The organism is Pseudomonas sp. XP1 (assembly GCF_053557675.1).
This window is the reverse complement of record NZ_JBNRIJ010000043.1, coordinates 1-25,937: the sequence shown is the minus strand read 5'-3', so window position 1 is coordinate 25,937 and position 25,937 is coordinate 1. Positions and strand designations below refer to the sequence as shown.

The window sequence follows — 25,937 nt, the reverse complement described above, 5'->3', positions numbered from 1 at the left end:
AATGTCGGCGATGACGAAGCTCTTCCCACCTCGACCGCACTGCTCTCAGGGCCTGTGCAGTCCCTGTGGGAGCTGGCTTGCCGGCGATGGGCCGCAAAGCGGCCCCAGGCTTCACTCAGAAGTCGAAGAACACCGTCTCCCCTTCCCCCTGAATACGGATATCGAAGCGATACGCCGTCTTCCCGTCCACCTCGCAACGCTTGGCCACCAAGGTCTCGCGCCGCTGCGGCTGCTCGATCAGGTTGAGCACCGGGCACTTGGCATTGGCCTCGGCCTCGTCATCGAAATACAGACGCGTGTGCAGGTGGATGTTGATCCCCCGGGCAAACAGGCTGATGTTGATGTGCGGTGCCATTGGCACACCGGCGGCGTTTTTCACCACACCTGGCTTCACCGTATGCGCCGTCCACTCACCTGCGTCAAAGGTGGTAGCCGTGCGGCCAAAGCTGTTGAAGGCGTTTTCCAGGTTGTAGGCATCCTGGTACTCACCGTTGGCGTCGGCTTGCCAGAGCTCCAGGAACGAGTCCCGCACCAAGTGGCCATTGCCGTCATACACGTGGCCGATCAGCAGAATATGCTCGCCGGGCGCGTCCGGCTTGGCCAGGCGGTTCCAGATTTCCTGGTCGCGGGTCGGGTTGCCGGCCGCTTCCAGGGCCAGGCCGATGTGCACGTAGGGGCCGGCGGTCTGCGAAGGGGTTTCCGGCAGCAGTTCGATTGGCATGGCGGGGTCCTCAGCAGTTTTCGAAGTGGGTCTTGCGCTGGCCGCGCAGCACGATGTCGAAGCGGTAGGCCAGGCAGTCCATCGGGTTGGCGTTGCTCATGTCGAGCTTGGCGATCAACTGCTGCACGGCTTGCGGGTTGGCGATCGACTTGACGATCGGGCACATCGGGATCAGCGGGTCACCCTCGAAGTACAGCTGGGTGATCAGCTTGGTGGCGATCGACGGGCCGCTGATGGCGAAGTGGATGTGCGCCGGACGCCAATCGTTCGGGCCGTTGCGCCATGGGTACGGGCCCGGCTTGATGGTGCGGAAGCTGTAGTAGCCATCACGGTCGGTCAGGCAACGGCCGACGCCACCGAAGTTCGGGTCCAGCGGCGCCAGGTAGCGGTCGTTCTTGTGACGGTAGCGGCCACCGGCGTTGGCCTGCCACATTTCCACCAGGGTGTTCGGCACAGGCTTGCCGTACTGGTCGACGACACGGCCGGCGACGATGATTCGCTCGCCGATCGGCAAGCCGCCGTTGTTGAAGTTCAGCAGCAGGTCATGGTCATGGGCGCCGAAGCCCAGGTGGGAAAAGTCCGGGCCGGTGGTTTCGCTGATCGATTGCGGGATGCTGACCAATGCCTGGCGTGGCGAGCGGGCAATAGAAGTCTTGTAGTCAGGCGTAAGGGCTTTCGGGTGCCAGTTGCGATCACGGATCACGAAGCGGCTGTTGTCCTGGGCGGGCATGCCGGTTTCCTCTCTTGGAATTATGGAAATGCGCGGGGGGTGATTTGACACCCTTTCGCGGGCAAGCCCGCTCCCACATGCAGTTTCAGGCAGGTCGCGCGCAATGAATATTGAAATCAGCCACACCAAACATAACCATTTGGTTATGCATAAGCATCTTGGCCTGACACTCGCCGCCGTCGTGGACTAATCTTTGTCTTCTTGTTTCACGCTCCGGAGAGCATTCATGGATTGGCGAAAAGGCCGACGCAGCGACAATGTGGTCGATGCCCGAGGCGAAGGTGGTGGCGGCGGCATGCGTTTCGGCGGCGGCAAGGGGCTGGGGCTTGGTGCGGTGCTGCTGATTGTCGGCATCGGCTGGCTCACCGGCCAGGACCCGCTGCAGATTCTTGGCCAGCTCGCCGGCCAGATGGAGCAGCAACAACAGCAGGCGCCCAGCAGCGCGGGCGGCAAAGCCCCGCCGGCCAACGACCAGCAGGCCGAGTTCGTCGCCTCGATCCTGGGCGATACCGAAGACACCTGGAAAGCCCTGTTCGCCGAGGGCGGCAAGCAGTACCGCGACCCCAAGCTGGTGCTGTTCAGCGGCCAGGTCAATTCGGCCTGTGGCTTTGCCTCGGCGGCGGTGGGGCCGTTCTATTGCCCGGCAGACCAACGGGTCTACCTGGACATGTCTTTCTTCCGCGAAATGGAAACCCGCTTCGCCGCAGCCGGCGATTTTGCCCAGGCCTACGTGATCGCCCACGAAATCGGCCATCACGTGCAGACCCTGCTGGGCGTGTCGGCCAAAGTCGATGCCGCGCGCCGCAGTGGGCAGCGCATGGAAGGTGACAATGGCCTGCTGGTGCGCCAGGAGCTGCAGGCCGACTGCCTGGCCGGGGTATGGGCCTACCAGGCCCAGAAGCGCCTGAACTGGCTGGAACCGGGTGACGTCGAAGAGGCGCTGAAAGCGGCCAATGCCATTGGCGATGACCGCCTGCAGCAGCAGGGCCGCGGACGCGTGGTACCGGACTCGTTCACCCATGGCACCTCGGCGCAGCGGGTGCGCTGGTTCAAGACAGGGTTTGCCGAGGGTGAGGTGAACCGCTGCGATACCTTCAGTGCACGCAACCTTTGAATAACTTCGCAAACCGACGCGATCCCTGTGGGAGCGGCTTCAGCCGCGAACACCGGCAAAGCCGGTGCCATCCACCGCGTCGCCCGCGAAGGGCTGCAAGGCAGCCCTCAATCAAGCCAGTTACAAATCTGCTGAAAAAGCGTTTCAGCTTCCTACATCACTGCCGATAACCCCTGCACGAATCAGCGGGCATCCAGAACAACAACGCCTGGCGATCGAAGATCAAGCGAGCGAAAACAACTTCTGGAGAGCGTGCATGAACAGCTGGTTCGCCAACATCAGCGTCAACCTCAAACTCGGCCTGGGCTTTGGCCTGGTACTGATCCTCACCGGCCTGCTGGCCCTGACCGGCTGGACCAGCCTGGGCAGCCTGATCGACCGCAGCAACTGGATGGGCGATATCGGCCAGCTCAACAAGGACCTGACCGACCTGCGCATTGCCCGCCTGCAGTACATGATCGCCAACGGCGACGATGCCGCCGCCGCCAACACCCAGACCAAGCTGGACGCCTTCAGCAAACAGCAGGCCTACCTGGCCAGCACCTTCAAGAGCCCGGAAAACATCAAGCTGCTGGGTGAACTGGGCGAGACCATCAGCGCCTACAAGGTGTCGCTGAACAAGATGCGCCAGGGCTACGACGCCACCCGCACCGCGCGCACGGCCATGGACGGTTCGGCCAGCCGCGCCGACCAGGCCATGGACGCTCTCAGCCAGGAAGTCATGGCGCGCCCCGAAGCCGACAGCGTGCGCCTGGCCCAGTATCAATTGATCAGCAAGGCCCGCCAGCAACTGCTGCAGGTGCGCATCGATGTACGCGGCTACATTGCCGAAAACAGCGCCGCCAACGAGCAGGCCGCCCTGCGCCAGCTGGACACCGCCCTGGCCGAAATCGACAACCTCAAGCGCCAGCTGCCGGCTGAAGACACACGCCTGCAACAGTTCGAGGGCTCGGTGCTGGCCTACCGTGACGCCGTGCGCCAGTTCCGCGATGCGGTCGCCAACATCACCACTGCGCGCGCCGAAATGACCGTGCAGGGTGCCGACATCGTCAAGCGCAGCGACGCGCTGTACCAGATCCAGCTGCAGCGCCGTGACATCGAGAGCACCCAGGCCCGCAGCCTGCAGGCCATCGCCACGCTGCTGGCGCTGCTGGTCGGCGTGCTGGCGGCAGTGCTGATCACCCGGCAGATCACCCGCCCGCTGCGCGACACCATGGTGGCAGTGGAGAAGATCGCCAGCGGCGACCTCACCCAGCACCTGCGTGTCACCCGTCGCGACGAACTGGGCGTACTGCAACAAGGCATCGCCCGCATGGGCACCACTTTGCGCGAGCTGATCAGCGGCATCCGCGACGGCGTCACCCAGATCGCCAGCGCTGCCGAGGAATTGTCGGCTGTGACCGAGCAGACCAGCGCCGGCGCCAACAGCCAGAAGGTCGAGACCGACCAGGTTGCCACCGCCATGCACGAAATGGCCGCTACCGTTCAGGAAGTGGCACGCAATGCCGAACAGGCCTCGCATGCCGCCACCGGCGCCGATGACGAAGCCCGTGCCGGCGACCGCGTGGTGGGCGAAGCGATTGGCCAGATCGAGCGCCTGGCCGAAGACATGCACCGATCCACCGAAGCCATGAACCTGCTACAGCAGGAAAGCCAGAAGATCGGCAGCGTGATGGACGTGATCAAGTCGGTGGCCGAACAGACCAACCTGCTGGCGCTGAACGCAGCGATCGAGGCGGCGCGTGCCGGCGAGGCCGGCCGTGGTTTTGCCGTGGTCGCCGATGAAGTGCGCGGCCTGGCCCAGCGCACACAGAAATCCACCGAAGAGATCGAAGAGCTGATCGCCAGCCTGCAACATGGGACCCAGCAAGTGGCTACGGCCATGCACGGCAGCCGAACCCTGACCGACAGCAGCGTCGAGCTGGCGCGCAAGGCCGGGGCCTCGCTGGAGAGCATCACCAGCACGGTGTCGAGCATCCAGTCGATGAACCAGCAGATCGCCGCAGCAGCGGAGCAGCAGAGTGCGGTGGCGGAGGAGATCAGCCGCAGCATCCTGAATGTGCGCGATGTGTCGGAGCAGACGGCGGCGGCCAGTGACGAGACGGCGGCGTCCAGCGTGGAGCTGGCGCGGTTGGGTGGGCAGTTGCAGACGTTGGTCAGCCAGTTCCGCGTCTGATCCTGGAATCTGGGGCCGCTTTGCGGCCCATCGCGACACAAGGCCGCTCCCACATTGATCGGCGTACGCAGGTCTTTGTGGGAGCGGCCTTGTGTCGCGATAGGAGGGCAAAGCCCTCCCAGCGATGGAACAGGTATTACTTGACGATCATCCCTACCCCACGCCCACGCGGATCCGAAGCGGTCTCCAGCTTCGTCCCATCAACCCGGATCGCCTGGATATCCCCCATCTCCCAGCCCTGGTCCTCCAGCACATAGCCCATCTTCTTCAGTTCATCGGCCACCGGCCCGGTCAGCGGCGCATAGCTGTCGAAGTAGATGGTGTCCTTGGGCAGCAACTGATGGTGCACGCGCTGCGCCGCCACTGCCTTGTCCAGCGGCATGCCGTAGTCGTACAGGTTGTTCATCACCTGGAAGATCGAGGTGAAGATCCGCGAGCCACCCGGTGTACCGATGACCAGCTCGACCTTGCCATCGCGGGTCATCAGGCTGGGGCTCATGGACGACAGCATGCGCTTGCCCGGGGCGATGGCATTGGCATCGCCGCCAACCACACCAAAGGCGTTCGCCGCCCCCGGCTTGGCGCTGAAATCGTCCATCTCGTCGTTGAGCAGGAAGCCGGCGCCTTTCACCACCACACCACTGCCGTAGTCGAGGTTGAGGGTGTAGGTGTTGCTGACCGCATTGCCCTGCTTGTCTACGATCGAGAAGTGCGTGGTCTGGTGCGGTTCCAGGCCAGGCTTGACCTTGTCGGTGTCTGAAATGGCCTTCGGGTTGACCTGCGCGGCGCGCTTGGCCAGGTAGTCCTTGGCCACCAGCTGATCCACCGGCACTTTGGTGAAGCCTGGGTCACCAAGGTAGTCGGCGCGGTCGGCGAACACGCGCTTCTCGATCTCGGCCAACAGGTGTATGTACTGCGCCGAGTTGTGCGCCACACCCTTGAAGTCCGCCGCGCGGTTTTCCTTGATGCCCAGCAGCTGTGCCAGGGCGACACCACCGGAGCTTGGCGGTGGCGCGGTGTACACCACATTGCCACGCCAGCTCACGGCCATCGGCTCACGCCATACTGCCTTGTAGTCCTTGAGGTCCTGCTTGGTGATCAGGCCCTTGTCGGCTTGCATCTGCGCCACCAGCAGGTCGGCGGTCTTGCCCTGGTAGAACTCGCTCACGCCCTTGTCGGCGATACGTTCCAGAGTCTGGGCCATTTCCGGTTGCTTGAACAGCTCGCCGACCTTCATGTTTCCGAAGTAGTCGTTGAAATTGGTCGCGGTCTTGAACATGCCTTGGGCATCGTTGCGGTATTGGTACTGCTTTGCCGCCACCTTGAAGCCGTTTTTCGCATAGCCGATGGCCGGGGTCAGCAGCTCGCTCCAGGGCAGCTTGCCGAACTTCTGGTGTGCCTCCCACAACCCCATCACCGTGCCCGGTACGCCAGCAGCGCGTGCCCCGACCAGGCTGAGGTTCTCGATGACCTCACCCTTTTCGTCCAGGTACATGTTGCGCGTGGCGGCCTGGGGCGCGACTTCGCGGTAGTCGAGGAAGTAGGGTTTGCCGTCGACGAACAGGGTCATGAACCCGCCACCACCGATGTTGCCGGCCTCGGGATAAGTCACCGCCAGGGTAAAAGCCGTGGCCACTGCAGCATCCACCGCGTTGCCGCCTTTCTTGAGGATGTCGGCTGCCACCTGTGCAGCATATTGATCGGGCGCGGCCACCGCACCGCCCTCAAGGTTGGCGGCATGAACCGAGGAACAGCTCAGGATCGCGGCTGCGAGAGCCAGGTACTGGAACGGAGCAATACGCATGACACTTCCTTGGTGTTGTTTTTGTTGAGCAGTCAGTAAGGCCGAAGCGCTTCGACTGTGCAATCAACCGCAGGAAGTTTCGCCGCCTGTGGACAGGATCTGTCGTGTTCAGGCAACTCAGCTGGCGTACATTGCCAACTTGCGCTGGATGAAATCGAGGAAGCACTGGATACGCAGCGCCAGCTGGGTGTTGCGGTAGTACACCGCATGGATCGGCTGGCGGTAGCCGTTGTTGGCTTCGCTCAGCAGCACTTGCAGGCGCCCGGTGCGGATGTCCTCGTGGGTCATGAAGTGCGACAGGCTGACGATGCCCTCGCCGGCCAGCGCCAGTTGGCGCAGGGTCTCGCCACTGGAGGCGATCAGCGCCGGGCGGATGCTCCAGCGGTCACCCTGGGCATGGCGCAGTGGCCATTGGTTGAGCGATTCGGGCTGGCTGAAGCCGAGCAGGCAGTGGCTGGCCAGGTCCTCGACCCGCTGCGGCGTGCCGTGCTGCTCGAGGTAGGCCGGGCTGGCCAGCACTTGTACCGGGCTGCACCCAAGGCTGCGCGCGTGCAGGCTGGAGTCGGCCAGTTCGCCGATGCGGATCGCCACATCGGTGCTCTGCTCCAGCAGGTCGATGATCAGGTCGTCGGTATTGAGTTCCAGTTCGATGCCAGGGTATTGGCGGCGAAACTCGCCGATCCACGGCAGGATGGCATGCAGCATGAACGGTGCAGCGGCGTTGATGCGCAGGCGCCCGGTAGGGGTCTGGCGATTCATCGACAGGCGCTCTTCCATCTCGTCCATCTGCTCCAGGATCAGGCGCGCGCGTTCGAGGAAGAAGCGGCCTTCCTCGGTCAGGTCCATGCGCCGGGTGGTGCGGTTGACCAGCGTGGTGCCCAGCTTGCCTTCAAGGCGCGACAGGGTACGGCTGACGGCGGACGGGGTCTGGCCTATCTGCTCGGCAGCGGCGGAAATCGAGCCGCTGTCGATGACGGCAACGAATACCTGGAGTTCTTCGGATCGGGTTTTCACATCTGCGCCTGTGGTTGGTCTCTGCAGGGATTAGATAGCCGCTTGTCGAGGCCAAGTCCAGCGGTGCCTGTACGGGCCTCTTCGCGGGGGAACCCGCTCCCACAAGTGCTGCACGGTTCTCAAAGACTGTGGAGTACCTGTGGGAGCGGGTTTACCCGCGAAGAGGCCGGCACAGGTAGAACCTTACCGTGCCTTGCCGAATACCTTGTCCAGGTGCGCCTCATAGGCCGCCAAGGCAGTCGGCACATCCGGCCGTTTCATCACATCCACCGCCAAAAAGGTCGGCAGCCCGGTCATGCCAAGGAACTGGTTGGCCTTGTGGAACGGGAAGTACACCGCATCCACCCCCTTGCCCTCGAAGAAATCGCTCGGGTCGTCGAATGCCTGCTGCGGTGCATTCCAGGTCAGCGAAAGCATGTACTGCTTGCCGTGCACCAGGCCACCGCTGCCATACTTTTGCGAGTGGTCCGCACGGGTACGGCCGTCGTTGGCATACAGGCTGCCGTGGCCTGCGGTGAATACCTCATCGATGTACTTCTTCACGGTCCATGGCGCGCCCATCCACCAGCCGGGCATCTGGTAGATCACCACATCAGCCCAGAGGAACTTCTCCACCTCTTCCTGGGCGTCGTAACCACCGTCGATGAAAGTCTGGCGCACATCGAAACCGGCCCGGTCCAGGTGAGCGATGGCCGCTTCGTGCAAGGTCGCGTTGAGGCGACCGTCAGAGTGAGCGAACTGTTTACCACCGTTGAGCAAAAGGATCTTCTTCATACGGGCCTCGCGGAAAATTCAGGCCGGCAGATTAGAGGCTCGCGGGCGCGGGATATAGTAATGCATGGGCAAAATACAATTGCCCTGAAGTCACGAATTAACAATACATTTTTGCTTTAGAATCGCGTCACCTCCCATCAACGAGTAGCGACCCATGAGTGAGCAGTACGCCTTCATCCTCAAAGCCAAGACTCGCCCGGAAATGGCCGAAGCGTTCGAAACCCTGTTCCGCGCCTACGTCGAGCCAAGCCGCCAGGAACCGGGCTGCATCGAGTACCACATGCTGCGCGACAAGCAGGACCCGAGCCTGTTCGTGTTCTTCGAGGTCTGGGCCGACAAGGCCGCGCTGGATGTGCATTCGGCCCTGCCGCACATGACCGAGTTCTTCGAAAAACGCATGGACTACCTGGAACGCGATTTCGACATACAGATGATCGACATGCTCAGCGCATCAAGCGCTAACCGCTGATCAGCAGATGGCCGCCGAGTGCGGCAAGGCCGATGAAGAAACAGCGCTTGAACAGCAGCGCGCTGATGCGCTGACGCAGCCACTGGCCAGCCAGCATGCCGAGCAAGGCCGGCGCCAGCATCAGCAGCGAGGCACCCAGTGCCTGGCCACCCAGGGCATCCTGCCCGGCCAGGCCAACGGCCAAGGCCAGGGTCGAAACCGTGAACGACAGGCCCAGGGCCTGGATCATCTGTTCCCGGCTCAACCCCAGGCTCTGCAGGTAGGGCACCGCCGGTATCACGAATACCCCGGTCGCAGCCGTGATCACGCCCGTAACCAGCCCGCAAAGCGGCCCCAGCCAACGCTCCCGCCCCGGCGCCAGGCGCAAGCCCGGGCCGACCAGCCCGTACAGCGCATACAGCACCAAGGCCGCGCCCAGTGCATGCACGGCCCAAGGGCCGCTGTCGATCCCCAGCCAGGCGCTGCCCAGCAAGGTGCCAACGAAAATCAACACCAGCATTGGCCACAGGCGCACCAGCAAGCCCCGCAGGTGCGCACCACTGGCCAGCTGCCACAAGTTCGTGAGGGTCGAAGGCACGATCAGCAATGCCGCAGCCTGCGCCGGTGACATAGCCAGGCCCAGCAGGCCCATGGCGATGGTCGGCAGGCCTAGGCCGATCACCCCCTTCACCGCACCGGCCAGCAGGAAGGTCAGTATCACCAGCAGCGACAGCGCTGGGCCAATGTTCTGGTAAAAAGCGAGCAAGGTATCCATGGGCCGATGATGGCGTGCGCCGGCCGGGCTGAAAATCTGCCATATACTCAGCCAGACTCTTGCCAGGACAGAGCCACATGCATTTCGACCTGATCGACCTCAGGCTTTTCCAGCACACCCTGGAGTGCGGCAACATCACCGCCGGTGCCGGCCGCAGCCATCTGTCGCTGGCAGCAGCCAGTGCACGCATCCGCGCCATGGAGGCATCGCTGGGCATCCCTTTGCTGGAACGCAACCGCCGTGGCGTGCAGCCAACCGCGGCAGGCCAGGCACTGCTACAGCATGCCCGGCTGATAACGCAGCAGGTCGAACGCCTGCAGTTCGACCTGAGCCAGTACGCGCAAGGGCAGCAGGGCCAGGTGCGCCTGCTGTGCAACACGGCGGCGCTCACGGAGTACCTGCCGGAACTGCTGGCCGGCTACCTGGCTGCAAACCCTGGGGTCAGCGTGGATGTGCAGGAGTTGCCGAGCCTGCGCATCGTGCAGTCGATTACCCAGGGCATGGCAGACCTGGGCATCGTTTCGACCGCCGCACCCAGCGCGCACCTGCAGACCCGGCCGTTTCGCGAAGACCCGCTGGTGCTGGTAACGCCGCAGCGCCACCCGCTGGCCAACGAGGTCGCGCCGAGCTTCATCGATAGCCTGGCCCATGGCTATGTCGGCCTGGGGGCTGGCAGTGCACTGGCGTTGTACCTGGAAGAGCAGGCACTGCGCGAGGGGCGGCGCATGCGGGTTCGAGTGCGTGCCGAAGGGTTCGATGGCGTGATCCGCATGGTTGCGGGCGGAGCCGGAGTGGGGATTGTGCCGCTGGCTGCAGTGAAGCGTTGGCAAGGGGTGTTGCCGTTGCACTGGGTGGCCCTGACGGAACCATGGGCCAATCGCCAGTTGCTGGTATGCGCGCGCGACTTTGCGGCATTGCCGGGGTATGCCGCAGGGTTGGTGACCACCCTCACCCACTGACACGATCAGTATGTTGCCTGCACTGCGTATGATCTGAAGCCCATGCGGTCGATGTGGGAGCGGCCTTGTGTCGCGAAAGGGGCGCGAAGCGGCCCCAGGTTTTCAGCTCCGCAGCAGAGATTGCCGGGGCTGCTGCGCAGCCCTTTCGCGACACAAGGCCGCTCCCACACAGTAAGTGCATTTTTTCGGCCGCTCGCACACAATCCTCCCATCGCACCACCGAAAAGGACTTTCCAGTGGCATCGATCTACCAGCTCAAACCGCGCTTCCAGGCCATGCTCCGTCCTGCTGTCCAGCGCCTCTATGACCGCGGAGTCACCGCCAACCAGGTCACCATTGCCGCCGCCCTGCTGTCAATCCTGCTGGGCCTGCTGCTGGCTGCCCTGCCCCATCTCACCTGGCTGTTCATTCTGGTGCCGGTCTGGATGCTGCTGCGCATGGCACTGAACGCGGTTGACGGCATGCTCGCCCGGGAGTTCGGCCAGCAATCTACCCTGGGCGCGTACCTCAACGAACTGTGCGACGTGATCGCCGATGCCGGGCTGTACCTGCCCTTCGCCCTGCTGGCCGGTGTGTCGCCAACCTTGGTCGTACTCGTGGTGCTCAGCGCCACTTTCAGCGAATACGCCGGTGTCATGGGCCCGCTGGCCGGCGCCTCACGGCGTTACGACGGCCCAATGGGCAAGAGCGACCGGGCCTTCGCCTTCGGCGTGCTAGGTACCGGTGTCGCATTTGGCCTGCTGAACGGCGCCTGGATCAACGGCTTGTTGCTGGTCATCCTCGCACTCTCGCTCTATACCCTCTACAACCGGGTTCGTCAGGGGCTGGCCGAAGCCCGCTGAGCCCACTGCCGTCGTAAAAGGATGTCGACCATGCGCCAAGCGCAAGCACTGCACTTCTCCACCCATGACGGCGTCGAGCTGCACTACCGTCACTGGCCTGCCACCCGTAACCAATACCAGCCACGCCGGGCCGTGGTGATGTTCCACCGCGGCCACGAACACGGCGGGCGCATGGCCCACCTGGCCGATGAGCTGGACATGCCGGGCTACGATTTCTTCGCCTGGGATGCCCGGGGCCACGGCCAGTCGCCGGGCGCGCGCGGCGACAGCCCGGGGTTCGCCACCAGCGTGCGCGATGTGCAGACCTTCATCGAGCACATCCGGGCCCACCACGGCATTGCCGAACAGGACCTGGTGGTGCTGGCGCAGAGCGTCGGGGCCGTGCTGGTCGCCACCTGGGCCCACGACTACGCGCCGAAGGTGCGCTGCCTGGTGCTGGCCTCGCCAGCGTTCAAGGTCAAACTGTACGTGCCGTTCGCCCGCCCCGGCCTGAAACTGCTGAAGGGCCTGCGCGGCAACTTCTTCGTCAACAGCTACGTAAAGCCTCGCCTGCTCACCCACGACCCCGAACGGGTCATGTCATATGTGGCCGACCCGCTGATCAGCCGGCCGATTTCGGTAACCATGCTGCTCGGCCTGTACGAAGCCGCCGACCGGGTGGTGGCGGATGCCCAGGCCATCCAGCTGCCGACCCAACTGTTGGTGTCCGGTGCCGACTTCGTGGTCGAACGCCAGCCGCAGGAACGCTTCTTCGAACGCCTGGGCAGTACGCGCAAGGAAATGCACATCCTGCCAGGCTTCTTCCACGACACCCTTGGCGAGCGTGATCGAGCCCATGCCTTGCGGCGTATCGAGCGGTTCGTCGAACATTGCTTCGCCAGCCCCGCCTCCCTGCCGTCGCTGCTCGATGCCGACAGGACCGGCGCCAGCTGCGCCGAGGCCGAAAGCCTGGCCGCACCGCTGCCGCGCAACTCGCCCCGCGACCTTTACTGGCGCGCTACCCGCGCCGGGCTGCGCCTGGGCAAGGGGCTGTCCGAAGGTGTGAAGCTGGGTTTCGATACCGGTTTCGATTCGGGCAGTACCCTGGACTACGTGTATCGCAACCGGCCGACCGGCAAAGGCAAGCTCGGCCGCCTGGTCGACCAGAACTACCTTGGCGCGATCGGCTGGCGCGGCATCCGCCAACGCAAGCTGCACGTAGAGGAACTGCTGCGCCTGGCCATCGCCCGCCTGCGCGAACAGCAGCGGCCGGTGCACATCGTCGATATCGCCGCCGGCCATGGCCGCTACATCCTCGAGGCCCTGCAGGAACTCGAACAGCTGCCGGACTCGATCCTGCTGCGCGACTACAGCGACCTGAACGTGCAGCAAGGCAGCGCACTGATTGCCGAAAAGGGCCTGGCCGACATCGCCCGCTTCGTCCAGGGCGATGCCTTCGACCGCAAGAGCCTGGCCACCTTGGAACAACCGCCGACCCTGGCCGTGGTCTCCGGCCTGTACGAACTGTTCGCCAGCAACCAGTTGGTAGGCAACTCGCTGGCCGGCCTGGCCGATGCGCTGGAAGATGGCGGTTACCTGGTCTACACCGGCCAGCCGTGGCACCCGCAACTGGAAATGATCGCCCGCGCCCTCACCAGCCACCGCGGCGGCGAGGCCTGGGTGATGCGCCGCCGCAGCCAGGCCGAAATGGACCAGCTGGTAGAAGCGGCGGGGTTCCGCAAGCTGGCCCAGCGCATCGATGAATGGGGCATTTTCAGCGTCAGCCTGGCACAACGGGTGCGCTGAATGAGCCCATCACGCGAACCCGGGCTGATCCGTCGGGGCGTATTCTGGCTTCTGCTGCTGGGGCCGCTGTTTTTCCTCAGCTACGGGCTGGCGAACAACTACACGGCCGGGCGCAGCGATGTCGGCAGCCTGGTGTTCGGCTGGGAAAGCCGCATGCCGCTGTGGCCGTGGACGATCATCCCGTACTGGTCGATCGACCTGCTCTACGGCTTGTCCTTCCTGCTGCCGCGCACGCGCCAGGAAATGGACCGGCACGCGCTGGCGCTGCTCTGCGCGCAGCTGATCAGCGTCAGCTGCTTCCTGCTCTGGCCGCTGCGCTTCACCTTCGAGCGGCCGGAACTGGGCGGGGTGTTCGGCTGGATGTTCGATGTGCTGATGGGCTTCGACAAGCCGTTCAACCAGGCGCCTTCACTGCATATTGCCCTGCTGGTGATCATATGGACGATGTTTGCCCGGCACGTGCAGCGCCAGCCCTGGCGTTGGCTGATGCACGGCTGGATGGCACTGATAGGGGTGTCGGTGCTGACCACCTGGCAGCACCATTTCATCGATGTGCCGACAGGGGCATTGGTGGGGTTCGTCTGCGTCTGGTTGTGGCCATATCGGGGGCAACTGCCCTGGCAGCAGGTGCACCTTGCGCGGGATGCCAAGCGCTGGCGGTTGGCGTTGTTCTATACAGTGGGTGGGCTGCTGTGCGCAGTGCCTGCCGTTACGCTGGGCGGCGCCTGGCTGTGGTTGACCTGGCCGGCCGTGTCGCTGGCTTTGGTGGCGCTGAACTATGGCGTGCTCGGCGCAGGCGGGTTTCAGAAAGGCGCCGATGGGCGCTTGTCGAATGCAGCCAGCTGGCTGCTGGCACCGTACCTGATTGGGGCGTGGGCCAACTCGCGGTTGTGGACCTGGCGGCACCCGCAGGCCGATGAAGTGTGTGATGGCGTGTACCTTGGGCGCGTTCCAGGGCATGGCGCGCAGTTCGCTGGGGTGGTCGATTTGTGCGCTGAGCTACCGTGTCATGTTCAGAACAGCGCCGCTCCCGCACAGGTCGCGGCCGCCATTGGCTACGCATGTTTTCCTACCCTGGACCTGATCGCCCCGGAAAGCCCATTGCTGCACCAGGCCGCCATCGCCATCGAACGCCTGCGCTCCCAAGGCCCGGTGCTGGTCTGTTGCGCCCTGGGCTATTCGCGCAGTGCCAGCGCCGTGGCCGCCTGGCTGGTGCTCACGGGCCGCTGCACCGATGCTCGCCAGGCCGAGGCGCTGATCCGCAAGGCCCGCCCCGGCGTGGTCCTGCGCAGCGCACACCGCCAGGCCTTGCAACAGCTAGGGACACAACCATGACGCTGTACGTGGTGGCCAGCCTGCTGGGCCGTGGCAAACAACTGGAACGCCTGTCGGACGGCCTCACCCTGCTGGCCCTGGCCTACGGCCTGGCACCCTTGCTGGGTGTGCGACTACTACCGCTGGCCAGCCTGCTGTGCATTGCGCTGCTGGTACTGGGCGTGCTGCACAAGTACTGGGCCATCCGTGTGGCCATCGATGCCCAACTGTTCGCCCATCTCGCCGCCAGCCGCGACCTGGCGGCGGACACCTTGGCCCTAGACCGAGCCTTGTACGAGCTGAATCTCAAACCGCAGGCCGCCGACTCCCGCGCCTGGCCTGCCCGCAGTCAGGCCGCCCTGGCCCTGTTGCGCCGTCAGGCAGTTTGCCTGGGCCTGCAGCTATCGCTGGCCCTGGCTGCCCTGCTGACACTGCCTTTGAAGGGATGACTACCGATCCATGCTCGCCAACCTGACCGCCTACCTCATCACTTCCGCCGCCCGCCTGATCACCGGCGCCCGCGCCCTGTGGCTGGGCTGCACGCCGCTGCCGGTGCAGCGCCTGTATTTCGCCAACCACAGCAGCCATGGCGACTTCGTACTGCTGTGGGCCTCGCTGCCGCAACCGCTGCGCAAGCGTACCCGTCCGGTAGCCGGCGCCGACTACTGGGCCAAGCCGGGTATTCGCGACTTTCTCATCCGCAAGGTCTTCAATGGAGTGCTGATCAACCGACAACACAGCGCCGGCCAGGGCAGCCCGCTGCAACCGATCCTCGAAGCCGTGGCCCAGGGCGACTCGCTGATCTTCTTCCCGGAGGGCACTCGCAATCTCGGCGACGAGCCGCTGATGCCGTTCAGGAGCGGGCTCTACCACCTGGCAGCAGCCAACCCAGAGGTCGAACTGGTGCCGGTATGGATCGCCAACCTCAACCGGGTAATGCCCAAGGGTCGTGCCTTGCCATTGCCGTTGTTGTGCACATTGAGCTTTGGCGAGCCGCTGCACCTGCAGGCGGATGAAAGCAAGCAAGCCTTTCTCGAGCGGGCCAGCCAAGCCCTGCTGAACCTGGCCCCCAAGGATGCCTGAGATGGATGACAACACCCTTTCCCTGTTCGCCGGCATCGGCGCCCTGCTGCTGCTCGCCAGCGTGATCGGCCGCCTGCTCAAATGGCGCGCCGGCCCGGCACCGCACGCGGTGATCGACAACCTCAACGCCCGCATCAACGCCTGGTGGGTGATGGTGCTGGTGATCGGCATCGCCTTCCTGTTCGGCAAGTACGGCGTGATCGTGCTGTTCTACGGCGTATCGTTCTATGCCTTGCGCGAGTTCATGACGCTCACCCCGACCCGGCGCAGCGACTACCCGGCGCTGGTGGCGGCGTTCTATGTGGCGCTGCCGGTGCAGTACGTGCTGATCGCCATGGACTGGTACGGGCTGTTCAGCATCTTCATCCCGGTGTACCTGTTCCTGTTACTGCCGATCCTGGCCAGTTTCGGCGGTGACACCACGCGCTTTCTCGAGCGCGCCTCGAAGGTGCAGTGGGGGCTGATGATCGCGGTGTACTGCGTGTCGTCGGTACCGGCATTGATGACCCTGGACATCCCGGGTTACGAGGGCCGCAACCTGCTGCTGATTGCCTGGCTGATCTTGGTGGTGCAGATCAGCGACGTGCTGCAGTACGTGTGCGGCAAGCTGTTCGGCAAGCACAAGGTAGCGCCCAACCTGTCGCCATCCAAGACCGTCGAAGGCCTCGCCGGCGGAGTGGCACTGGCCACCCTGATCGGCGCCCTGCTGTGCTGGATCACCCCGTTCACCTTCTGGCAGGCCGCGCTGATGGCGTTGGCGGTGAACGCCATGGGCTTCTTCGGCGGGCTGGTGATGTCGGCGATCAAGCGCGACCGTGGGGTGAAGGACTGGGGGCACATGATCGAAGGCCACGGCGGTATGCTCGACCGCATGGATTCGGTGTGCTTTGCCGCGCCGGTGTTTTTCCACTTTGTGCGGTATTGGTGGGCGTAGAACGTGTTCGCCTTGAACTTTACCCCCCTAGGGTATCGGTGCCGCCGGTCTGCTACTTGAGGTACGACCGCAGCAACGTCGCCACCTTGTCCGCCTCGTCCTGCCGCTCCTCGGCACTCAGCCCGTCCGCCACCAGGTGTTCGCGGATATGCCCTTCCATCACTTCGGCCATGAGCCCGTTCACCGCACCGCGCACGGCGGCGATCTGCTGCAGGATAGCCAGGCAGTCCTTGTCCTGCTCCAGCGCTGTCTCCAGGGCGGCGGCCTGGCCTTTGATCTTGCGCACGCGGGTCAGCAGCTGCTTCTTGCTCTTCAGAGTATGTGCCATTGGGCTTCACACCATGCTAGGTATACTGGGGTATAGTATATTTCTCGATGTTCCGGGAGCATGATAAACCATGGCGACACAAACCTCAGACCGCTGGCAGCACAGCCACCAGTTCCATACCAGCAACCTGGGCGCCGAGCGCAGGACGCGCCTGGCCGTGTGGCTGACAGCCGTGATGATGGTGGCGGAAATTACCGGGGGATGGTTCTTCAATTCCATGGCATTGCTGGCCGACGGCTGGCACATGAGCTCCCACGCCCTGGCCCTGGGCCTGTCGCTGCTGGCCTACGCCGCCGCACGGCGCTATGCCGGCGACCGGCGCTTTGCCTTCGGCACCTGGAAGATCGAGATTCTCGGCGGCTACTCCAGCGCCCTTCTGTTGCTGGGCGTGGCCGGGCTGATGGCATTCCAGTCGGTGGAGCGCCTGCTGGCACCGGGGCCGATCCACTATGACGAGGCGATCTTCATCGCCGCAGTGGGCCTGGCCGTCAACCTGATCTGCGCCTGGCTGCTGCGTGACGACCATCACCATCACGATCATCACCACCATGGCCACGACCATCACCATGACCACGGCCACCACCACCACGACCTGAACCTGCGCTCGGCCTACCTGCACGTTATGGCCGACGCCGCGACTTCGGTGCTGGCTATCGTCGCCCTGCTGGCAGGCAAGTACTGGGGCGCAGGCTGGCTCGACCCGGTCATGGGCCTGGTCGGTGCGCTGCTGGTGGCGTTGTGGGCCCGCGGGCTGCTGCGCGATACCGGGCGGGTGCTGCTGGATGCAGAGATGGACGCGCCGGTCGTGGAAGAAATCCGCGAGGTGGTTGCGCAACTGCCGGTGCCGACCTGCATCACCGACCTGCACGTGTGGCGCGTGGGCAAGGACCAATACGCCTGCATTCTCGGCCTGGCCGCCCGGGCCGAACTCAGCGCCGACAGCGTGCGCAAAGCGTTGGGCGTACACGAGGAACTGGCGCACATCACCGTCGAGGTCAACCGCCTGGCATAGCGCGACCAGACAGCTGGACGTCGAGCCCAGGCAACTGCGGCTCGGCCAATGGCCCTATGGTGACGAGTCATTCAGCCAGTCACCAGGAGTTGTGCCATGTCCGATTTCATCACCGTCCTGCGCGAAACCTGCCCGACGCCGGTCGTGGACGCCACCAAGTGGAAGCGCATCGGCGGCGATCCGCACACCGTCAACCTCAACGCCTACCTGTCGGCCGATGGCAGCAAGATCATGGGCACCTGGATCTGCACCCCGGGCAAGTTCGAGGTCAATTACGAGAAGTGGGAGTTCTGCCACTTCCTCGATGGCTACTGCATCATCACCCCGGAAGGCGAAGAGCCGAAGCATCTTAAAGCGGGTGATGTGTTCGTGATCGAACCAGGGATGAAAGGCACCTGGGAAGTGGTCGAGACCGTGCGTAAGTACTTTGTCTTTGCCTGATTCCACAAACCACACATAGCCCTGTAGGAGCAGCCTTGTGCTGCGAAGAGGCCAGTCATGGCGACACATGTGCCGGGCCGGATCAGGCCTCTTCGCAGCACAAGGCTGCTCCTACAAGCTGATCCGAGCCCGGCATCCGGGCAAAAAAAATCGCGGATCAGACGCCCTTCCCTCTGGTGCGCAGTTACAGAGGGAAGGCCGCCTGGCCCGCGATGAAGTCCTCGCTCGTCAATCCTTCTTGCGGTAACCCTCGACGATTGCCGAGAAGTCCTTGCCACCCTCGCCGCGCAGGCTCATGGCCTGGTACAGCTGCTGGGCCACGGCCCCCAGGATCACCGGTTGATGCGCCTGGCGTGCAGCCTCGGTGGCCAGCCCCAGGTCCTTGAGCATCAGCTCGGCGCCAAACCCTCCGGTGTACCCGCGCGACGCGGGCGCAGTCTCGATGATGCCCGGCCACGGGTTGTAGGTATCCGAGCTCCAGCAACGCCCGGTCGAACTGTTGATGATCCCCGCCAGCACCTTGGTATCGATGCCCAGCGCGTTGCCCAGGGCCATAGCCTCGGACACGCCGATCATCGAGATACCCAGCAGCAGGTTGTTGCAGATCTTGGCGATCTGCCCGGTGCCGACTTCACCGCAGTGCACGATGTTGCGGCCCATCTGCTCCAGTACCGGCTTGAGGGTGGCGAACAACTCGGCGCTGGCACCGACCATGAAGGTCAGGGTGCCTGCCGCCGCGCCGCCAGTGCCACCGGACACTGGCGCATCGCCCATGTCCACGCCCTTGGCCGCTGCGGCCTTGGACACATCACGTGCAGTCTGCGGGTCGATGGTGCTGCAATCCACGGTGGGCGTGCCCGGGCGAATCCCCGCCAACACACCATCCTCGCTCAGGTACACGCTGCGCACATGCGCAGCGGCCGGCAGCATGGTGATCACCAGTTCGCTATTGGCCGCCGCGTCCTTGGGCGAAGGGCTGATTTGCCCACCCAGTTCTGCCAGCTCGGCCAGCACGGCCTTGTTCAGGTCGAACAGGTTCAGTTGGTGCCCGGCCTTGATCAGGTTGCGGGCCATGGGTGCGCCCATGTTGCCAAGCCCGATGAATGCGATACGCATGACTCTCTCCTTAGCGCAGGCTGATGGTGGTGTTCACACCGTCGTTGACACTGTCGTCATCGAACCAGCGGGCGGTGACGGTCTTGGTCTGAGTGTAGAACTGCACCACTTGCTTGCCGTACGGGCCGAGGTCGCCGAGCTTGGAGCCACGCGAACCGGTGAAGCTGAAGAACGGTACCGGGACCGGGATCGGGATATTGATGCCGACCTGGCCGATGTCGATTTCGCTCTGGAACTTGCGTGCTGCCGCGCCGCTCTGGGTGAACAGGCCGGTGCCGTTGCCGAACGGGTTGGCGTTGACCAGGGCGATGGCCTCATCGAGGGTATCGACCTCCAGGGTCACCAGCACCGGACCGAAGATTTCCTGGGTGTAAACCTGCATGTCGGTCTTCACGCCCGAGAACAGGGTCGGGCCAATGAAGTTACCTTGCTCGTAGCCCGGTACCTGGACGCCACGGCCGTCGAGCTCCAGCTTGGCGCCTTCCTTGATGCCACTTTCGATCAGGCCCAGCACACGCTCCTTGGCGCGCTTGGAAACCACCGGGCCGACATCGGTGCCTGGCTCGCAACCGGCATTGACCTTCAGCTTGCTGGCCGCTTCCTTGATATCTGGCAGCCATTCGCGAGCCTTGCCCACCAGCACTGCCACCGAAGTGGCCATGCAGCGCTGGCCTGCTGCACCAAAGGCAGCACCGACCAGCGCGTTGACGGTTTGCGTGCGGTTGGCATCGGGCAGCACCACCGCGTGGTTCTTGGCGCCCATCATCGACTGCACGCGCTTGCCGTGCTGGCTGCCCAGGTTGTACACGTGGGTGCCCACTTCGGTAGAGCCGACGAAAGAAATCGCCTTGATGTCCTTGTGGGTGCAAATGGCATCCACCACTTGCTTGCCGCCGTGCACCACGTTGAGCACGCCAGCCGGTATGCCGGCTTCCAGCGCCAGCTCGACCAGCAGCATGGTCGACAGCGGGTCCTGCTCGGACGGCTTTAGCACGAAGGTGTTGCCGCAGACGATGGCCATCGGGAACATCCACAGCGGGATCATCGCCGGGAAGTTGAACGGAGTGATGCCGGCACATACACCGATCGGCTGGCGCAGGGTGTAGGTATCGACGCCGCCGGCGACGTTCTCGGCGAACTCGCCCATCTGCAGGGTGCCGATGGAGGCGGCATGCTCGACCACTTCCAGGCCGCGGAAGATATCGCCTTCGGCGTCGGCCAGGGTCTTGCCCTGCTCGGCACTGAGAACCTGGGCGATGCGTTTGGTGTGTTCGCGGATCAGCGCCTGCAGCTTGAGCATGATGCGCATGCGCGCGCCGATCGGCGTGTTGCGCCAGGTCTGGAAGGCACGTTGGGCAGCGGCCACGGCCGCGTCGACTTCTTCGATGGTGGCGAACGGTACGCGCGCCAGTACCTCTTGGGTGGCTGGGTTGACGATGTCGCGCCATTCGGTGGTCCTGGACTCGACCCATTGGCCGTCGATCAGCAGCTTGACCTGTTCGATTTTGGTCTGGTTAGGGGACTGCGGTGCGTTCATCTGCGTTCTCCTTGGAATTATTGTCGGGACGAGATCGCCAGCGCCGTGCAAACGCGAGGTGGCGTCCTGAGGCTTGTTTCGAGTATAGATGTGCAAACATCCAACAAGAACGCACAAAAAAACCGGATCATCATGCAAAAAGACCTCACATCCCTGAGCGCGCTCAACTGGGACGACCTGAAGTTCTTCCTGGAAGTGGCGCGGACCCGCAAGGCCAGCAGCGCGGCCAAGCGCCTGAGCGTGGACTACACCACGGTGTCGCGGCGCATCAGCTCGCTGGAGGGGGCCCTGGGCACCTTGCTGTTCGAGAAATCCCGGACCAACGGCTTTGTCCTCACCGCCGAGGGCCAGCGCCTGCTGGGTTATGCCGAGTCGATCGAGAGCACGCTGCACATGGCCTGCGAGCAGGTGTCCGGCTCGGGCGTGGCGTTGTCGGGGCATGTGCGCATGGGCTGCACCGAAGGCTTCGGCAGCTTCTTCGTCACCCCGCAGCTAAGCCACTTCGTCGATGCCTACCCGGCGATTTCGGTGGATATCCTGCCGCTGCCGCACTTCATCAGCCTGTCCAAGCGCGAGGCGGACATCGTCATTGCCCTGGAGCGGCCGGAACACGGCCCTTATGTGTGCTGCAAGCTGTGCGACTACCGCTTGCGGCTGTACGCGACCCAGGACTACCTGGACAGCCACGCACCGATCCAGCAGATCGCGGACCTGGCCAGGCACCCGTTCATCAGCTACGTGGACGACCTGGCTTTCAGTTCTGAGCTGCTGTACCTGGCCAACCTGATCCCCAGCGCCAGCGCGCATTTGCGCAGTACCAGCGTGATTGCGCAGTACACGGCTGCGTTGCAGGGGCGTGGGCTGGCGATCCTGCCATGCTTCCTGGCGGCACAGGACCCACGGCTGGTGACGGTGTTGCCGGAGGAGATCGAGGTGACACGGCAGTTCTGGATGTATTGCCGGGAGGATTTGAGGAAGTTGAAGCGGATTACGCTGTTGTGGGATTACATCCGAGGGGTGACAGAGGCGAATGCGCCGCTGTTGATGGGTGAGACCCGGGAGATGCGGTTTGCTCAGGAATGATGGTCAAGGAGTAAGGGTGTCATCCTACCTGCCGCAAAAGGGCTGAAAGCAACGCCGCGTAACACCACTTGTGACACCCCATTTTCCCGCGAAGGGATGCCGAATGAGAGTGGTCGAAAGGGAAGCGATACCTTGGAGGTAAAGACAAGGCTTCGTTGACATAAAGATTCAGGTTCTTCGCCCATTAGCCTTGGCGATTGATAGCTTTTGACACTGATAGCATCGTGCTACTATCTGTATTCCACTGTAGGCTGTAGAAGCCAAGGAGAGATGATCTTGGGATTCATGATTATTGTTTTCTGGTTAGTGTTGTCAGCTGGGGTAGGTATGCTGGCAAGCTCGAAGGGACGTAGCTTTTGGGGTTTTACTCTACTGTCCGTCATTACCTCGCCTTTACTCGGGCTGATTATCGCTCTGATCGTGAGTGACTTGAATAAGGAGTCTGCACGGGAAGCTCAGGTAGCTGCCGAAAATGAACGGCATTTAGAGTCGATCAAAGCTATTGCTCGCTCCAATACCGTAGCAGCACCACCTCAAGATAATGTTTCTGTAGCGGATGAGCTTGAAAAGCTTGCAGCCCTGAAAGAGCGAGGCATTTTGACTGACGAGGAGTTTTCGACTCAGAAGAAACAGCTGCTCCAAGGGTAGATACGAAGCAATTTCCTCTGTCACTCTGTATTGCAGCAAGTGGGATTAATTATGAGCCCTTTCAAAGCACTTCAAAAATCAAAGGGCTCTTAATTACCTTCTGCACGAAACTTATAATTAGCACCACTGCAAATTCCTCTCAAATCAGAGGTTTTATGTCAACTCAGAACCGCACAGTTCTGACCACAGAATCCGACACGAACACGGAGGCAGCGGCAATTGTGGTGAGAATTTAGGGAGAATGGTTTTGGGTTAAGCTTCAGCAAGCCGAATGCGGATTCAATCGGAACACGAAAGCCAGAGAGAAAACGCACCCTGCTCGCAAATTGGTTCACGGTTGTTGTGAAGATACTATTTTGTAACACAGGGCGTCGCCAAGCTTAAGAGGATTTCGCTGCAATACAGAATCAATGCCAACTCCCTCAAAGTGCTCAAGTACCATTTTAGCAGAACTATGGCACTGTTTAATCATGCTGTTAGCATAAGTGGCAGATCTATCAGAGGCATATATAAATCGTAACTTTTGTGGAAGGTGGTAACTTCCGCAATACGGCTCCACTCCTGCATTAATATCAATATGCTTTCCCAGCTCACTGTCAACTATCATCCCAATCCTACAGCTCTGTAGAAACCACGGGGCAATACTTTGAGAAATAGCAAGGTGCCAGCCTATAGGTTCATTCTTTTCCTCATGATTGGGATTCAAAATCAAGAATGTAGCATGATGCTGAAAAGGTAGATCAGTAACGATCGACTCCAAATGATCTTTTACCACATAGATGCAACAAGCACTGACCTTGTACCCTTTATACACCATGTCTAGAGTATTCGTATCCACGGCCATAAGATAATCAAAGCGTTGCCGCATTTCCTCAAAATTGGTGAGCGACAGAGAGAAGTCGTCTGCGGGAGCGGAATAGAGGACTTTGTCGTCTTTAGCCTCCCGCTTATGGGTGATCTGACGCCTGATGGTGGAAGGGTCTATCTCAAAAATATTGATCTTTCCCGTTACCGAGTCCTTCTGCAGTGTTAACGATGATACCTTCTCGGTTGCATGACCATAAACCCACTCCTCGCGGGGAATGGTAACTTCACCATGCTTCTGCCTCCTCCCTTTCCCGTCCTTTTTCTCCATCTAAACATGCCCTCAGCAGGATAAATTTTTTTGCATCGATACTCAGATATCACCCGATGGTATAGACTAAGCAACGATCATTGTCTACATCCTCCATACGATAAGAGTGTCTCACCATGTCCTACATCCTGATTGACATCGGCATGCAACCGGAAGAGCCTCTGAACGTCTCATTGCTCCTGCCACTTCCGGCAAATACGCCTTATGGAAACTTTCAGCTAAAGTGGATGGACATGATTTCTAGGCTAAACGAGGCCAATCGACAAATTATAATAAGCTATGAGAATTGGTGCGCTGCAAGAACCGGAAGTATTGAAGACAGCATGAAAGATGTCTTTAACAAGCATCGATTTTCTACAGAGTACGCAGTGTCCGGGATGCGAAGGGTGGCCGATGAGCTTGTAGCACTTGTTTGGTGTATGCATCAGCTGCGGGACGGGGGTGAGATTCCGTCAAGAGTCAGAATTGATACTATCGGGCTCATATTCAAACACAACTACCATGGTCCAGACGGTCTATTTGAGCGACACCTTAATTTTATTAAGCTGCTAAATGACCTATCCAATACCTTTAAGCACTCTTTTATCCAGTCCGATTTAGCAAGGATAGGTGAGAACGAACCGCTGGTTTTGGCATTGAATCTTGAGCGAGCCGACTTAGAAAATGAGTCGCAATTTTACGCAATAAAGCTTTCAGCGTTTATTTCAGACTACAACTGCTTCTTTAATGACTGTCGAGAGTGGCTTCGCTCCATGCTATGAGTGTGGCAAAGGGCGGTTTCAGTGAAATCGACCTAAATAATTTATCATAGTTCTAGCTACCTTTTTCTCGACAGTCTCGCAATCATTTCAGTGTGAAATCACACTGGATAAATACTTTCAAAGGGCGTCATCCTGCCGTTTCCTTGGCGGTCACTGTTTGCCATCCATGAGCACTAGCCTCTAACATCTAGTGATCGTAGGTAAGCCGAAGGCGAATGCTTTAGAAAACTCACACTCTTGACGCGCTGAAATATACCCATAGTACGCTGCAAAAATTAGCGGAACTGTGCGAACCCTTTATCTTGGCTGCTCTCTTTGAGCCAGAAATTTCACTTATCACTCCCAACAACTTCAAGATCAACCGAGAAAATGACTTTAAATCCTCATAGCGCGCACGGAACCTTCTTAAATTGAGGGTAAAATTTAAAAAGGGCCGCAGTGCGGCCCTAGCCCCTTCAACTCAATATTCTGGACATTCCTAGCTCCATATCATCAATCAACGCTTTTGCCATCTCACTGAGAATTCGTGCAGCACTACCTGCAATCCGGTCATTCTCCATCTCTGCCTCTGTCGTGAGGTGACGAATACAGCCAAGCAACACAGATAACTGCGTGAAGGCATGATTGAAGGGAACGTTTGGCTGCAAGCGGAACAGGTCAAAGGTTTCTATGCCCGCGGTCGAGGATTTCCTTGGATCATCGCTCATATCATTGCTCCTTGCTGCGGCTGCTAGTGTGGTCAGTCAGGGCGTGGATCGCTCGACACAGAAGGCGAATATTCATGCCCATAGCATCCTGCATAAGCCCAGGATCGCTATCGATTAGTACGGTAGTGATGTGATCCACTGTCAGGATCAGGGCGCGGAGCAGTTGATCACATTCTTCGATACCCGGAGGATCTAGAAGTAGGAGATTGGGGGGGGCGAGTTGGAGAAGGGCTGAGGCAGGTGGATCAGGTACGAGCTTTTTCATGATGGAGCTCCCTTGAACGGACCAGGAACTGCCGCCCTCTTCGTCTCAAGGATTTGGGTGGCAGTCGTGCACGGTTTGAGACCCGGGACACATGAATACCGGCCAGGCCAAAGCCTGCCCGCGCACGACCGCCATGAAGCGGTGCCAACACATGTAGTCCGGGTGTCTCAAGCCCGGTCACCTGGAAAGGCGACCCAAGGACGTTATCTCAGGAGGACTTTCCCGCCTATGTGGCGGCTTCTGACTGGCATGTAGGATAATTCGCCATGTGAGGTGAACTGAAGCAATTGCCTTCAGGTTCGGAAAATTCTTACAGGCAGATGGCCCTGGCGAGGGCTGCGCCCTCGATCGCAGGCAAGCCAGCTTGTGTCTTGAGAGGGGATTAGAATCTGAAGTGAGAGCGGTGAATGGCAAGCTGAATGCCAGAGGTG

General features: G+C 61.4%; 26 protein-coding genes and 1 pseudogene. 16 read left to right on the top strand and 11 right to left on the bottom strand.

The genetic code is table 11. The annotated features are described in order from the left end of the window. Nucleotides 1-115: 115 nt before the first annotated feature. Nucleotides 116-721 carry a protocatechuate 3,4-dioxygenase subunit alpha gene (pcaG, locus tag ACK1U9_RS23665; protein ID WP_046616363.1) on the bottom strand — a complete coding sequence of 202 codons (606 nt, stop codon included), beginning with the start codon at nucleotides 719-721 and terminating at the stop codon, nucleotides 116-118. 10 nt (nucleotides 722-731) lie between these two features. After that, nucleotides 732-1,451, bottom strand: coding sequence for a protocatechuate 3,4-dioxygenase subunit beta (pcaH, locus tag ACK1U9_RS23660; protein ID WP_003251597.1), 720 nt, complete (start codon nucleotides 1,449-1,451; stop codon nucleotides 732-734). A 226-nt stretch (nucleotides 1,452-1,677) separates the two neighbouring features. Here pcaH and ypfJ point away from each other — a divergent pair, with 226 nt between their 5' ends. The 3 genes and pseudogenes from ypfJ (at nucleotide 1,678) to ACK1U9_RS23645 (ending at nucleotide 4,741) form a co-directional block, all read left to right on the top strand. Beyond that, nucleotides 1,678-2,565: a KPN_02809 family neutral zinc metallopeptidase gene (ypfJ, locus tag ACK1U9_RS23655; protein ID WP_449110218.1), complete on the top strand. Its 888-nt coding sequence runs from the start codon at nucleotides 1,678-1,680 to the stop codon at nucleotides 2,563-2,565. A 256-nt stretch (nucleotides 2,566-2,821) separates the two neighbouring features. Continuing rightward, nucleotides 2,822-3,886 (top strand): annotated as a pseudogene (locus tag ACK1U9_RS23650) (methyl-accepting chemotaxis protein); the annotation flags it as partial. Then, entirely contained in the window at nucleotides 3,878-4,741 is an 864-nt protein-coding gene (locus ACK1U9_RS23645; protein WP_408003946.1) for a methyl-accepting chemotaxis protein, read from the top strand. The pseudogene ACK1U9_RS23650 and the gene ACK1U9_RS23645, both read left to right, overlap by 9 nt. Before the next feature lie 136 nt (nucleotides 4,742-4,877). Here ACK1U9_RS23645 and ggt read toward each other — a convergent pair whose 3' ends face one another. The 3 genes from ggt to ACK1U9_RS23630 all read right to left on the bottom strand — a co-directional run bounded on the left by ggt (nucleotide 4,878) and on the right by ACK1U9_RS23630 (nucleotide 8,333). After that, a complete protein-coding gene (gene ggt, locus ACK1U9_RS23640; RefSeq protein WP_196183720.1) occupies nucleotides 4,878-6,545 on the bottom strand; it encodes a gamma-glutamyltransferase in 1,668 nt (555 codons plus the stop codon). 117 nt (nucleotides 6,546-6,662) lie between these two features. Then, nucleotides 6,663-7,559, bottom strand: coding sequence for a LysR substrate-binding domain-containing protein (locus ACK1U9_RS23635; protein ID WP_046616366.1), 897 nt, complete (start codon nucleotides 7,557-7,559; stop codon nucleotides 6,663-6,665). Between the two features lie 183 nt (nucleotides 7,560-7,742). Further along, nucleotides 7,743-8,333, bottom strand: a complete 591-nt coding sequence (locus ACK1U9_RS23630; RefSeq protein WP_046616367.1) for an NAD(P)H-dependent oxidoreductase — start codon at nucleotides 8,331-8,333, stop codon at nucleotides 7,743-7,745. Between the two features lie 154 nt (nucleotides 8,334-8,487). Between ACK1U9_RS23630 and ACK1U9_RS23625 the strand changes: the two genes are divergently transcribed. Next, the gene (locus ACK1U9_RS23625) at nucleotides 8,488-8,802 is read left to right on the top strand and encodes a putative quinol monooxygenase (protein ID WP_085602320.1); all 315 of its coding nucleotides are present in this window, start codon (nucleotides 8,488-8,490) and stop codon (nucleotides 8,800-8,802) included. On the opposite strand, the gene ACK1U9_RS23620 is transcribed toward ACK1U9_RS23625, so the two are convergent. Next, complete coding sequence (locus ACK1U9_RS23620) at nucleotides 8,792-9,556, bottom strand: sulfite exporter TauE/SafE family protein (RefSeq protein WP_085602319.1); 765 nt, start codon at nucleotides 9,554-9,556, stop codon at nucleotides 8,792-8,794. The genes ACK1U9_RS23625 and ACK1U9_RS23620 overlap by 11 nt on opposite strands. Nucleotides 9,557-9,633: 77 nt before the next feature. Between ACK1U9_RS23620 and ACK1U9_RS23615 the strand changes: the two genes are divergently transcribed. From ACK1U9_RS23615 to ACK1U9_RS23585, 7 genes are all read left to right on the top strand, one after another. Then, nucleotides 9,634-10,515 (top strand): LysR substrate-binding domain-containing protein, encoded by an 882-nt coding sequence (locus tag ACK1U9_RS23615; protein ID WP_108479968.1) that lies wholly within the window; start codon nucleotides 9,634-9,636, stop codon nucleotides 10,513-10,515. A 236-nt stretch (nucleotides 10,516-10,751) separates the two neighbouring features. Continuing rightward, the gene (locus ACK1U9_RS23610) at nucleotides 10,752-11,357 is read left to right on the top strand and encodes a CDP-alcohol phosphatidyltransferase family protein (protein WP_085602272.1); all 606 of its coding nucleotides are present in this window, start codon (nucleotides 10,752-10,754) and stop codon (nucleotides 11,355-11,357) included. Between the two features lie 30 nt (nucleotides 11,358-11,387). Further along, complete coding sequence (locus tag ACK1U9_RS23605) at nucleotides 11,388-13,142, top strand: bifunctional alpha/beta hydrolase/class I SAM-dependent methyltransferase (protein WP_284386277.1); 1,755 nt, start codon at nucleotides 11,388-11,390, stop codon at nucleotides 13,140-13,142. Further along, nucleotides 13,143-14,477, top strand: coding sequence for a phosphatase PAP2/dual specificity phosphatase family protein (locus ACK1U9_RS23600; protein ID WP_046616373.1), 1,335 nt, complete (start codon nucleotides 13,143-13,145; stop codon nucleotides 14,475-14,477). It abuts the gene before it with no gap. After that, nucleotides 14,474-14,905 (top strand): hypothetical protein, encoded by a 432-nt coding sequence (locus ACK1U9_RS23595; RefSeq protein WP_108479971.1) that lies wholly within the window; start codon nucleotides 14,474-14,476, stop codon nucleotides 14,903-14,905. Before ACK1U9_RS23600 ends, ACK1U9_RS23595 begins: the two co-directional genes overlap by 4 nt. Before the next feature lie 10 nt (nucleotides 14,906-14,915). Then, on the top strand, nucleotides 14,916-15,539 hold the full coding sequence (locus tag ACK1U9_RS23590) for a lysophospholipid acyltransferase family protein (protein WP_025340660.1): 624 nt from the start codon (nucleotides 14,916-14,918) through the stop codon (nucleotides 15,537-15,539). A gap of 1 nt (nucleotide 15,540) precedes the next feature. Then, entirely contained in the window at nucleotides 15,541-16,473 is a 933-nt protein-coding gene (locus ACK1U9_RS23585; protein WP_015271818.1) for a phosphatidate cytidylyltransferase, read from the top strand. Nucleotides 16,474-16,525: 52 nt separating this feature from the next. On the opposite strand, the gene ACK1U9_RS23580 is transcribed toward ACK1U9_RS23585, so the two are convergent. After that, nucleotides 16,526-16,801, bottom strand: a complete 276-nt coding sequence (locus ACK1U9_RS23580) for a metal/formaldehyde-sensitive transcriptional repressor (RefSeq protein WP_003258414.1) — start codon at nucleotides 16,799-16,801, stop codon at nucleotides 16,526-16,528. Nucleotides 16,802-16,871: 70 nt separating this feature from the next. Here ACK1U9_RS23580 and dmeF point away from each other — a divergent pair, with 70 nt between their 5' ends. Together dmeF and ACK1U9_RS23570 are read left to right on the top strand one after the other, a co-directional pair. Next, nucleotides 16,872-17,813: a CDF family Co(II)/Ni(II) efflux transporter DmeF gene (dmeF, locus tag ACK1U9_RS23575; RefSeq protein ID WP_085602275.1), complete on the top strand. Its 942-nt coding sequence runs from the start codon at nucleotides 16,872-16,874 to the stop codon at nucleotides 17,811-17,813. A gap of 96 nt (nucleotides 17,814-17,909) precedes the next feature. Continuing rightward, nucleotides 17,910-18,254 carry a cupin domain-containing protein gene (locus ACK1U9_RS23570; protein ID WP_003258412.1) on the top strand — a complete coding sequence of 115 codons (345 nt, stop codon included), beginning with the start codon at nucleotides 17,910-17,912 and terminating at the stop codon, nucleotides 18,252-18,254. Nucleotides 18,255-18,482: 228 nt separating this feature from the next. On the opposite strand, the gene mmsB is transcribed toward ACK1U9_RS23570, so the two are convergent. Both mmsB and ACK1U9_RS23560 read right to left on the bottom strand, forming a co-directional pair. Further along, nucleotides 18,483-19,370, bottom strand: coding sequence for a 3-hydroxyisobutyrate dehydrogenase (gene mmsB, locus ACK1U9_RS23565; RefSeq protein ID WP_085602276.1), 888 nt, complete (start codon nucleotides 19,368-19,370; stop codon nucleotides 18,483-18,485). A gap of 10 nt (nucleotides 19,371-19,380) precedes the next feature. Then, entirely contained in the window at nucleotides 19,381-20,907 is a 1,527-nt protein-coding gene (locus ACK1U9_RS23560) for a CoA-acylating methylmalonate-semialdehyde dehydrogenase (protein WP_085602277.1), read from the bottom strand. Nucleotides 20,908-21,039: 132 nt separating this feature from the next. Here ACK1U9_RS23560 and ACK1U9_RS23555 point away from each other — a divergent pair, with 132 nt between their 5' ends. Then, the gene (locus ACK1U9_RS23555) at nucleotides 21,040-21,990 is read left to right on the top strand and encodes a LysR family transcriptional regulator (RefSeq protein ID WP_085602278.1); all 951 of its coding nucleotides are present in this window, start codon (nucleotides 21,040-21,042) and stop codon (nucleotides 21,988-21,990) included. 285 nt (nucleotides 21,991-22,275) lie between these two features. Next, nucleotides 22,276-22,638: an SHOCT domain-containing protein gene (locus ACK1U9_RS23550; RefSeq protein WP_230385103.1), complete on the top strand. Its 363-nt coding sequence runs from the start codon at nucleotides 22,276-22,278 to the stop codon at nucleotides 22,636-22,638. A gap of 331 nt (nucleotides 22,639-22,969) precedes the next feature. Here the strand turns inward: ACK1U9_RS23550 and ACK1U9_RS23545 are convergent, their stop codons facing one another. Beyond that, nucleotides 22,970-23,773: a hypothetical protein gene (locus ACK1U9_RS23545; protein ID WP_449110217.1), complete on the bottom strand. Its 804-nt coding sequence runs from the start codon at nucleotides 23,771-23,773 to the stop codon at nucleotides 22,970-22,972. Nucleotides 23,774-23,889: 116 nt separating this feature from the next. Between ACK1U9_RS23545 and ACK1U9_RS23540 the strand changes: the two genes are divergently transcribed. After that, nucleotides 23,890-24,534 (top strand): hypothetical protein, encoded by a 645-nt coding sequence (locus tag ACK1U9_RS23540; protein WP_085602281.1) that lies wholly within the window; start codon nucleotides 23,890-23,892, stop codon nucleotides 24,532-24,534. A 455-nt stretch (nucleotides 24,535-24,989) separates the two neighbouring features. Here the strand turns inward: ACK1U9_RS23540 and ACK1U9_RS23535 are convergent, their stop codons facing one another. Continuing rightward, nucleotides 24,990-25,241 carry a DUF3077 domain-containing protein gene (locus ACK1U9_RS23535; RefSeq protein WP_085602282.1) on the bottom strand — a complete coding sequence of 84 codons (252 nt, stop codon included), beginning with the start codon at nucleotides 25,239-25,241 and terminating at the stop codon, nucleotides 24,990-24,992. Between the last annotated feature and the right edge of the window lie 696 nt (nucleotides 25,242-25,937).

What these genes read in the sequence shown, in the direction of transcription:
- ACK1U9_RS23630 (WP_046616367.1), bottom strand. Translation starts at nt 8,333, where the DNA reads ATGAAGAAGATCCTTTTGCTCAACGGTGGTAAACAGTTCGCTCACTCT.
- ACK1U9_RS23595 (WP_108479971.1), top strand. Translation starts at nt 14,474, where the DNA reads ATGACGCTGTACGTGGTGGCCAGCCTGCTGGGCCGTGGCAAACAACTG.
- ACK1U9_RS23585 (WP_015271818.1), top strand. Translation starts at nt 15,541, where the DNA reads ATGGATGACAACACCCTTTCCCTGTTCGCCGGCATCGGCGCCCTGCTG.
- dmeF (WP_085602275.1), top strand. Translation starts at nt 16,872, where the DNA reads ATGGCGACACAAACCTCAGACCGCTGGCAGCACAGCCACCAGTTCCAT.
- ACK1U9_RS23625 (WP_085602320.1), top strand. Translation starts at nt 8,488, where the DNA reads ATGAGTGAGCAGTACGCCTTCATCCTCAAAGCCAAGACTCGCCCGGAA.
- pcaH (WP_003251597.1), bottom strand. Translation starts at nt 1,451, where the DNA reads ATGCCCGCCCAGGACAACAGCCGCTTCGTGATCCGTGATCGCAACTGG.
- ACK1U9_RS23540 (WP_085602281.1), top strand. Translation starts at nt 23,890, where the DNA reads ATGTCCTACATCCTGATTGACATCGGCATGCAACCGGAAGAGCCTCTG.
- pcaG (WP_046616363.1), bottom strand. Translation starts at nt 721, where the DNA reads ATGCCAATCGAACTGCTGCCGGAAACCCCTTCGCAGACCGCCGGCCCC.
- ypfJ (WP_449110218.1), top strand. Translation starts at nt 1,678, where the DNA reads ATGGATTGGCGAAAAGGCCGACGCAGCGACAATGTGGTCGATGCCCGA.
- ACK1U9_RS23570 (WP_003258412.1), top strand. Translation starts at nt 17,910, where the DNA reads ATGTCCGATTTCATCACCGTCCTGCGCGAAACCTGCCCGACGCCGGTC.
- ggt (WP_196183720.1), bottom strand. Translation starts at nt 6,545, where the DNA reads ATGCGTATTGCTCCGTTCCAGTACCTGGCTCTCGCAGCCGCGATCCTG.
- mmsB (WP_085602276.1), bottom strand. Translation starts at nt 19,370, where the DNA reads ATGCGTATCGCATTCATCGGGCTTGGCAACATGGGCGCACCCATGGCC.
- ACK1U9_RS23590 (WP_025340660.1), top strand. Translation starts at nt 14,916, where the DNA reads ATGCTCGCCAACCTGACCGCCTACCTCATCACTTCCGCCGCCCGCCTG.
- ACK1U9_RS23580 (WP_003258414.1), bottom strand. Translation starts at nt 16,801, where the DNA reads ATGGCACATACTCTGAAGAGCAAGAAGCAGCTGCTGACCCGCGTGCGC.
- ACK1U9_RS23555 (WP_085602278.1), top strand. Translation starts at nt 21,040, where the DNA reads ATGCAAAAAGACCTCACATCCCTGAGCGCGCTCAACTGGGACGACCTG.
- ACK1U9_RS23550 (WP_230385103.1), top strand. Translation starts at nt 22,276, where the DNA reads ATGATTATTGTTTTCTGGTTAGTGTTGTCAGCTGGGGTAGGTATGCTG.
- ACK1U9_RS23620 (WP_085602319.1), bottom strand. Translation starts at nt 9,556, where the DNA reads ATGGATACCTTGCTCGCTTTTTACCAGAACATTGGCCCAGCGCTGTCG.
- ACK1U9_RS23600 (WP_046616373.1), top strand. Translation starts at nt 13,143, where the DNA reads ATGAGCCCATCACGCGAACCCGGGCTGATCCGTCGGGGCGTATTCTGG.
- ACK1U9_RS23615 (WP_108479968.1), top strand. Translation starts at nt 9,634, where the DNA reads ATGCATTTCGACCTGATCGACCTCAGGCTTTTCCAGCACACCCTGGAG.
- ACK1U9_RS23605 (WP_284386277.1), top strand. Translation starts at nt 11,388, where the DNA reads ATGCGCCAAGCGCAAGCACTGCACTTCTCCACCCATGACGGCGTCGAG.
- ACK1U9_RS23560 (WP_085602277.1), bottom strand. Translation starts at nt 20,907, where the DNA reads ATGAACGCACCGCAGTCCCCTAACCAGACCAAAATCGAACAGGTCAAG.
- ACK1U9_RS23545 (WP_449110217.1), bottom strand. Translation starts at nt 23,773, where the DNA reads ATGGAGAAAAAGGACGGGAAAGGGAGGAGGCAGAAGCATGGTGAAGTT.
- ACK1U9_RS23645 (WP_408003946.1), top strand. Translation starts at nt 3,878, where the DNA reads ATGGGCACCACTTTGCGCGAGCTGATCAGCGGCATCCGCGACGGCGTC.
- ACK1U9_RS23535 (WP_085602282.1), bottom strand. Translation starts at nt 25,241, where the DNA reads ATGAGCGATGATCCAAGGAAATCCTCGACCGCGGGCATAGAAACCTTT.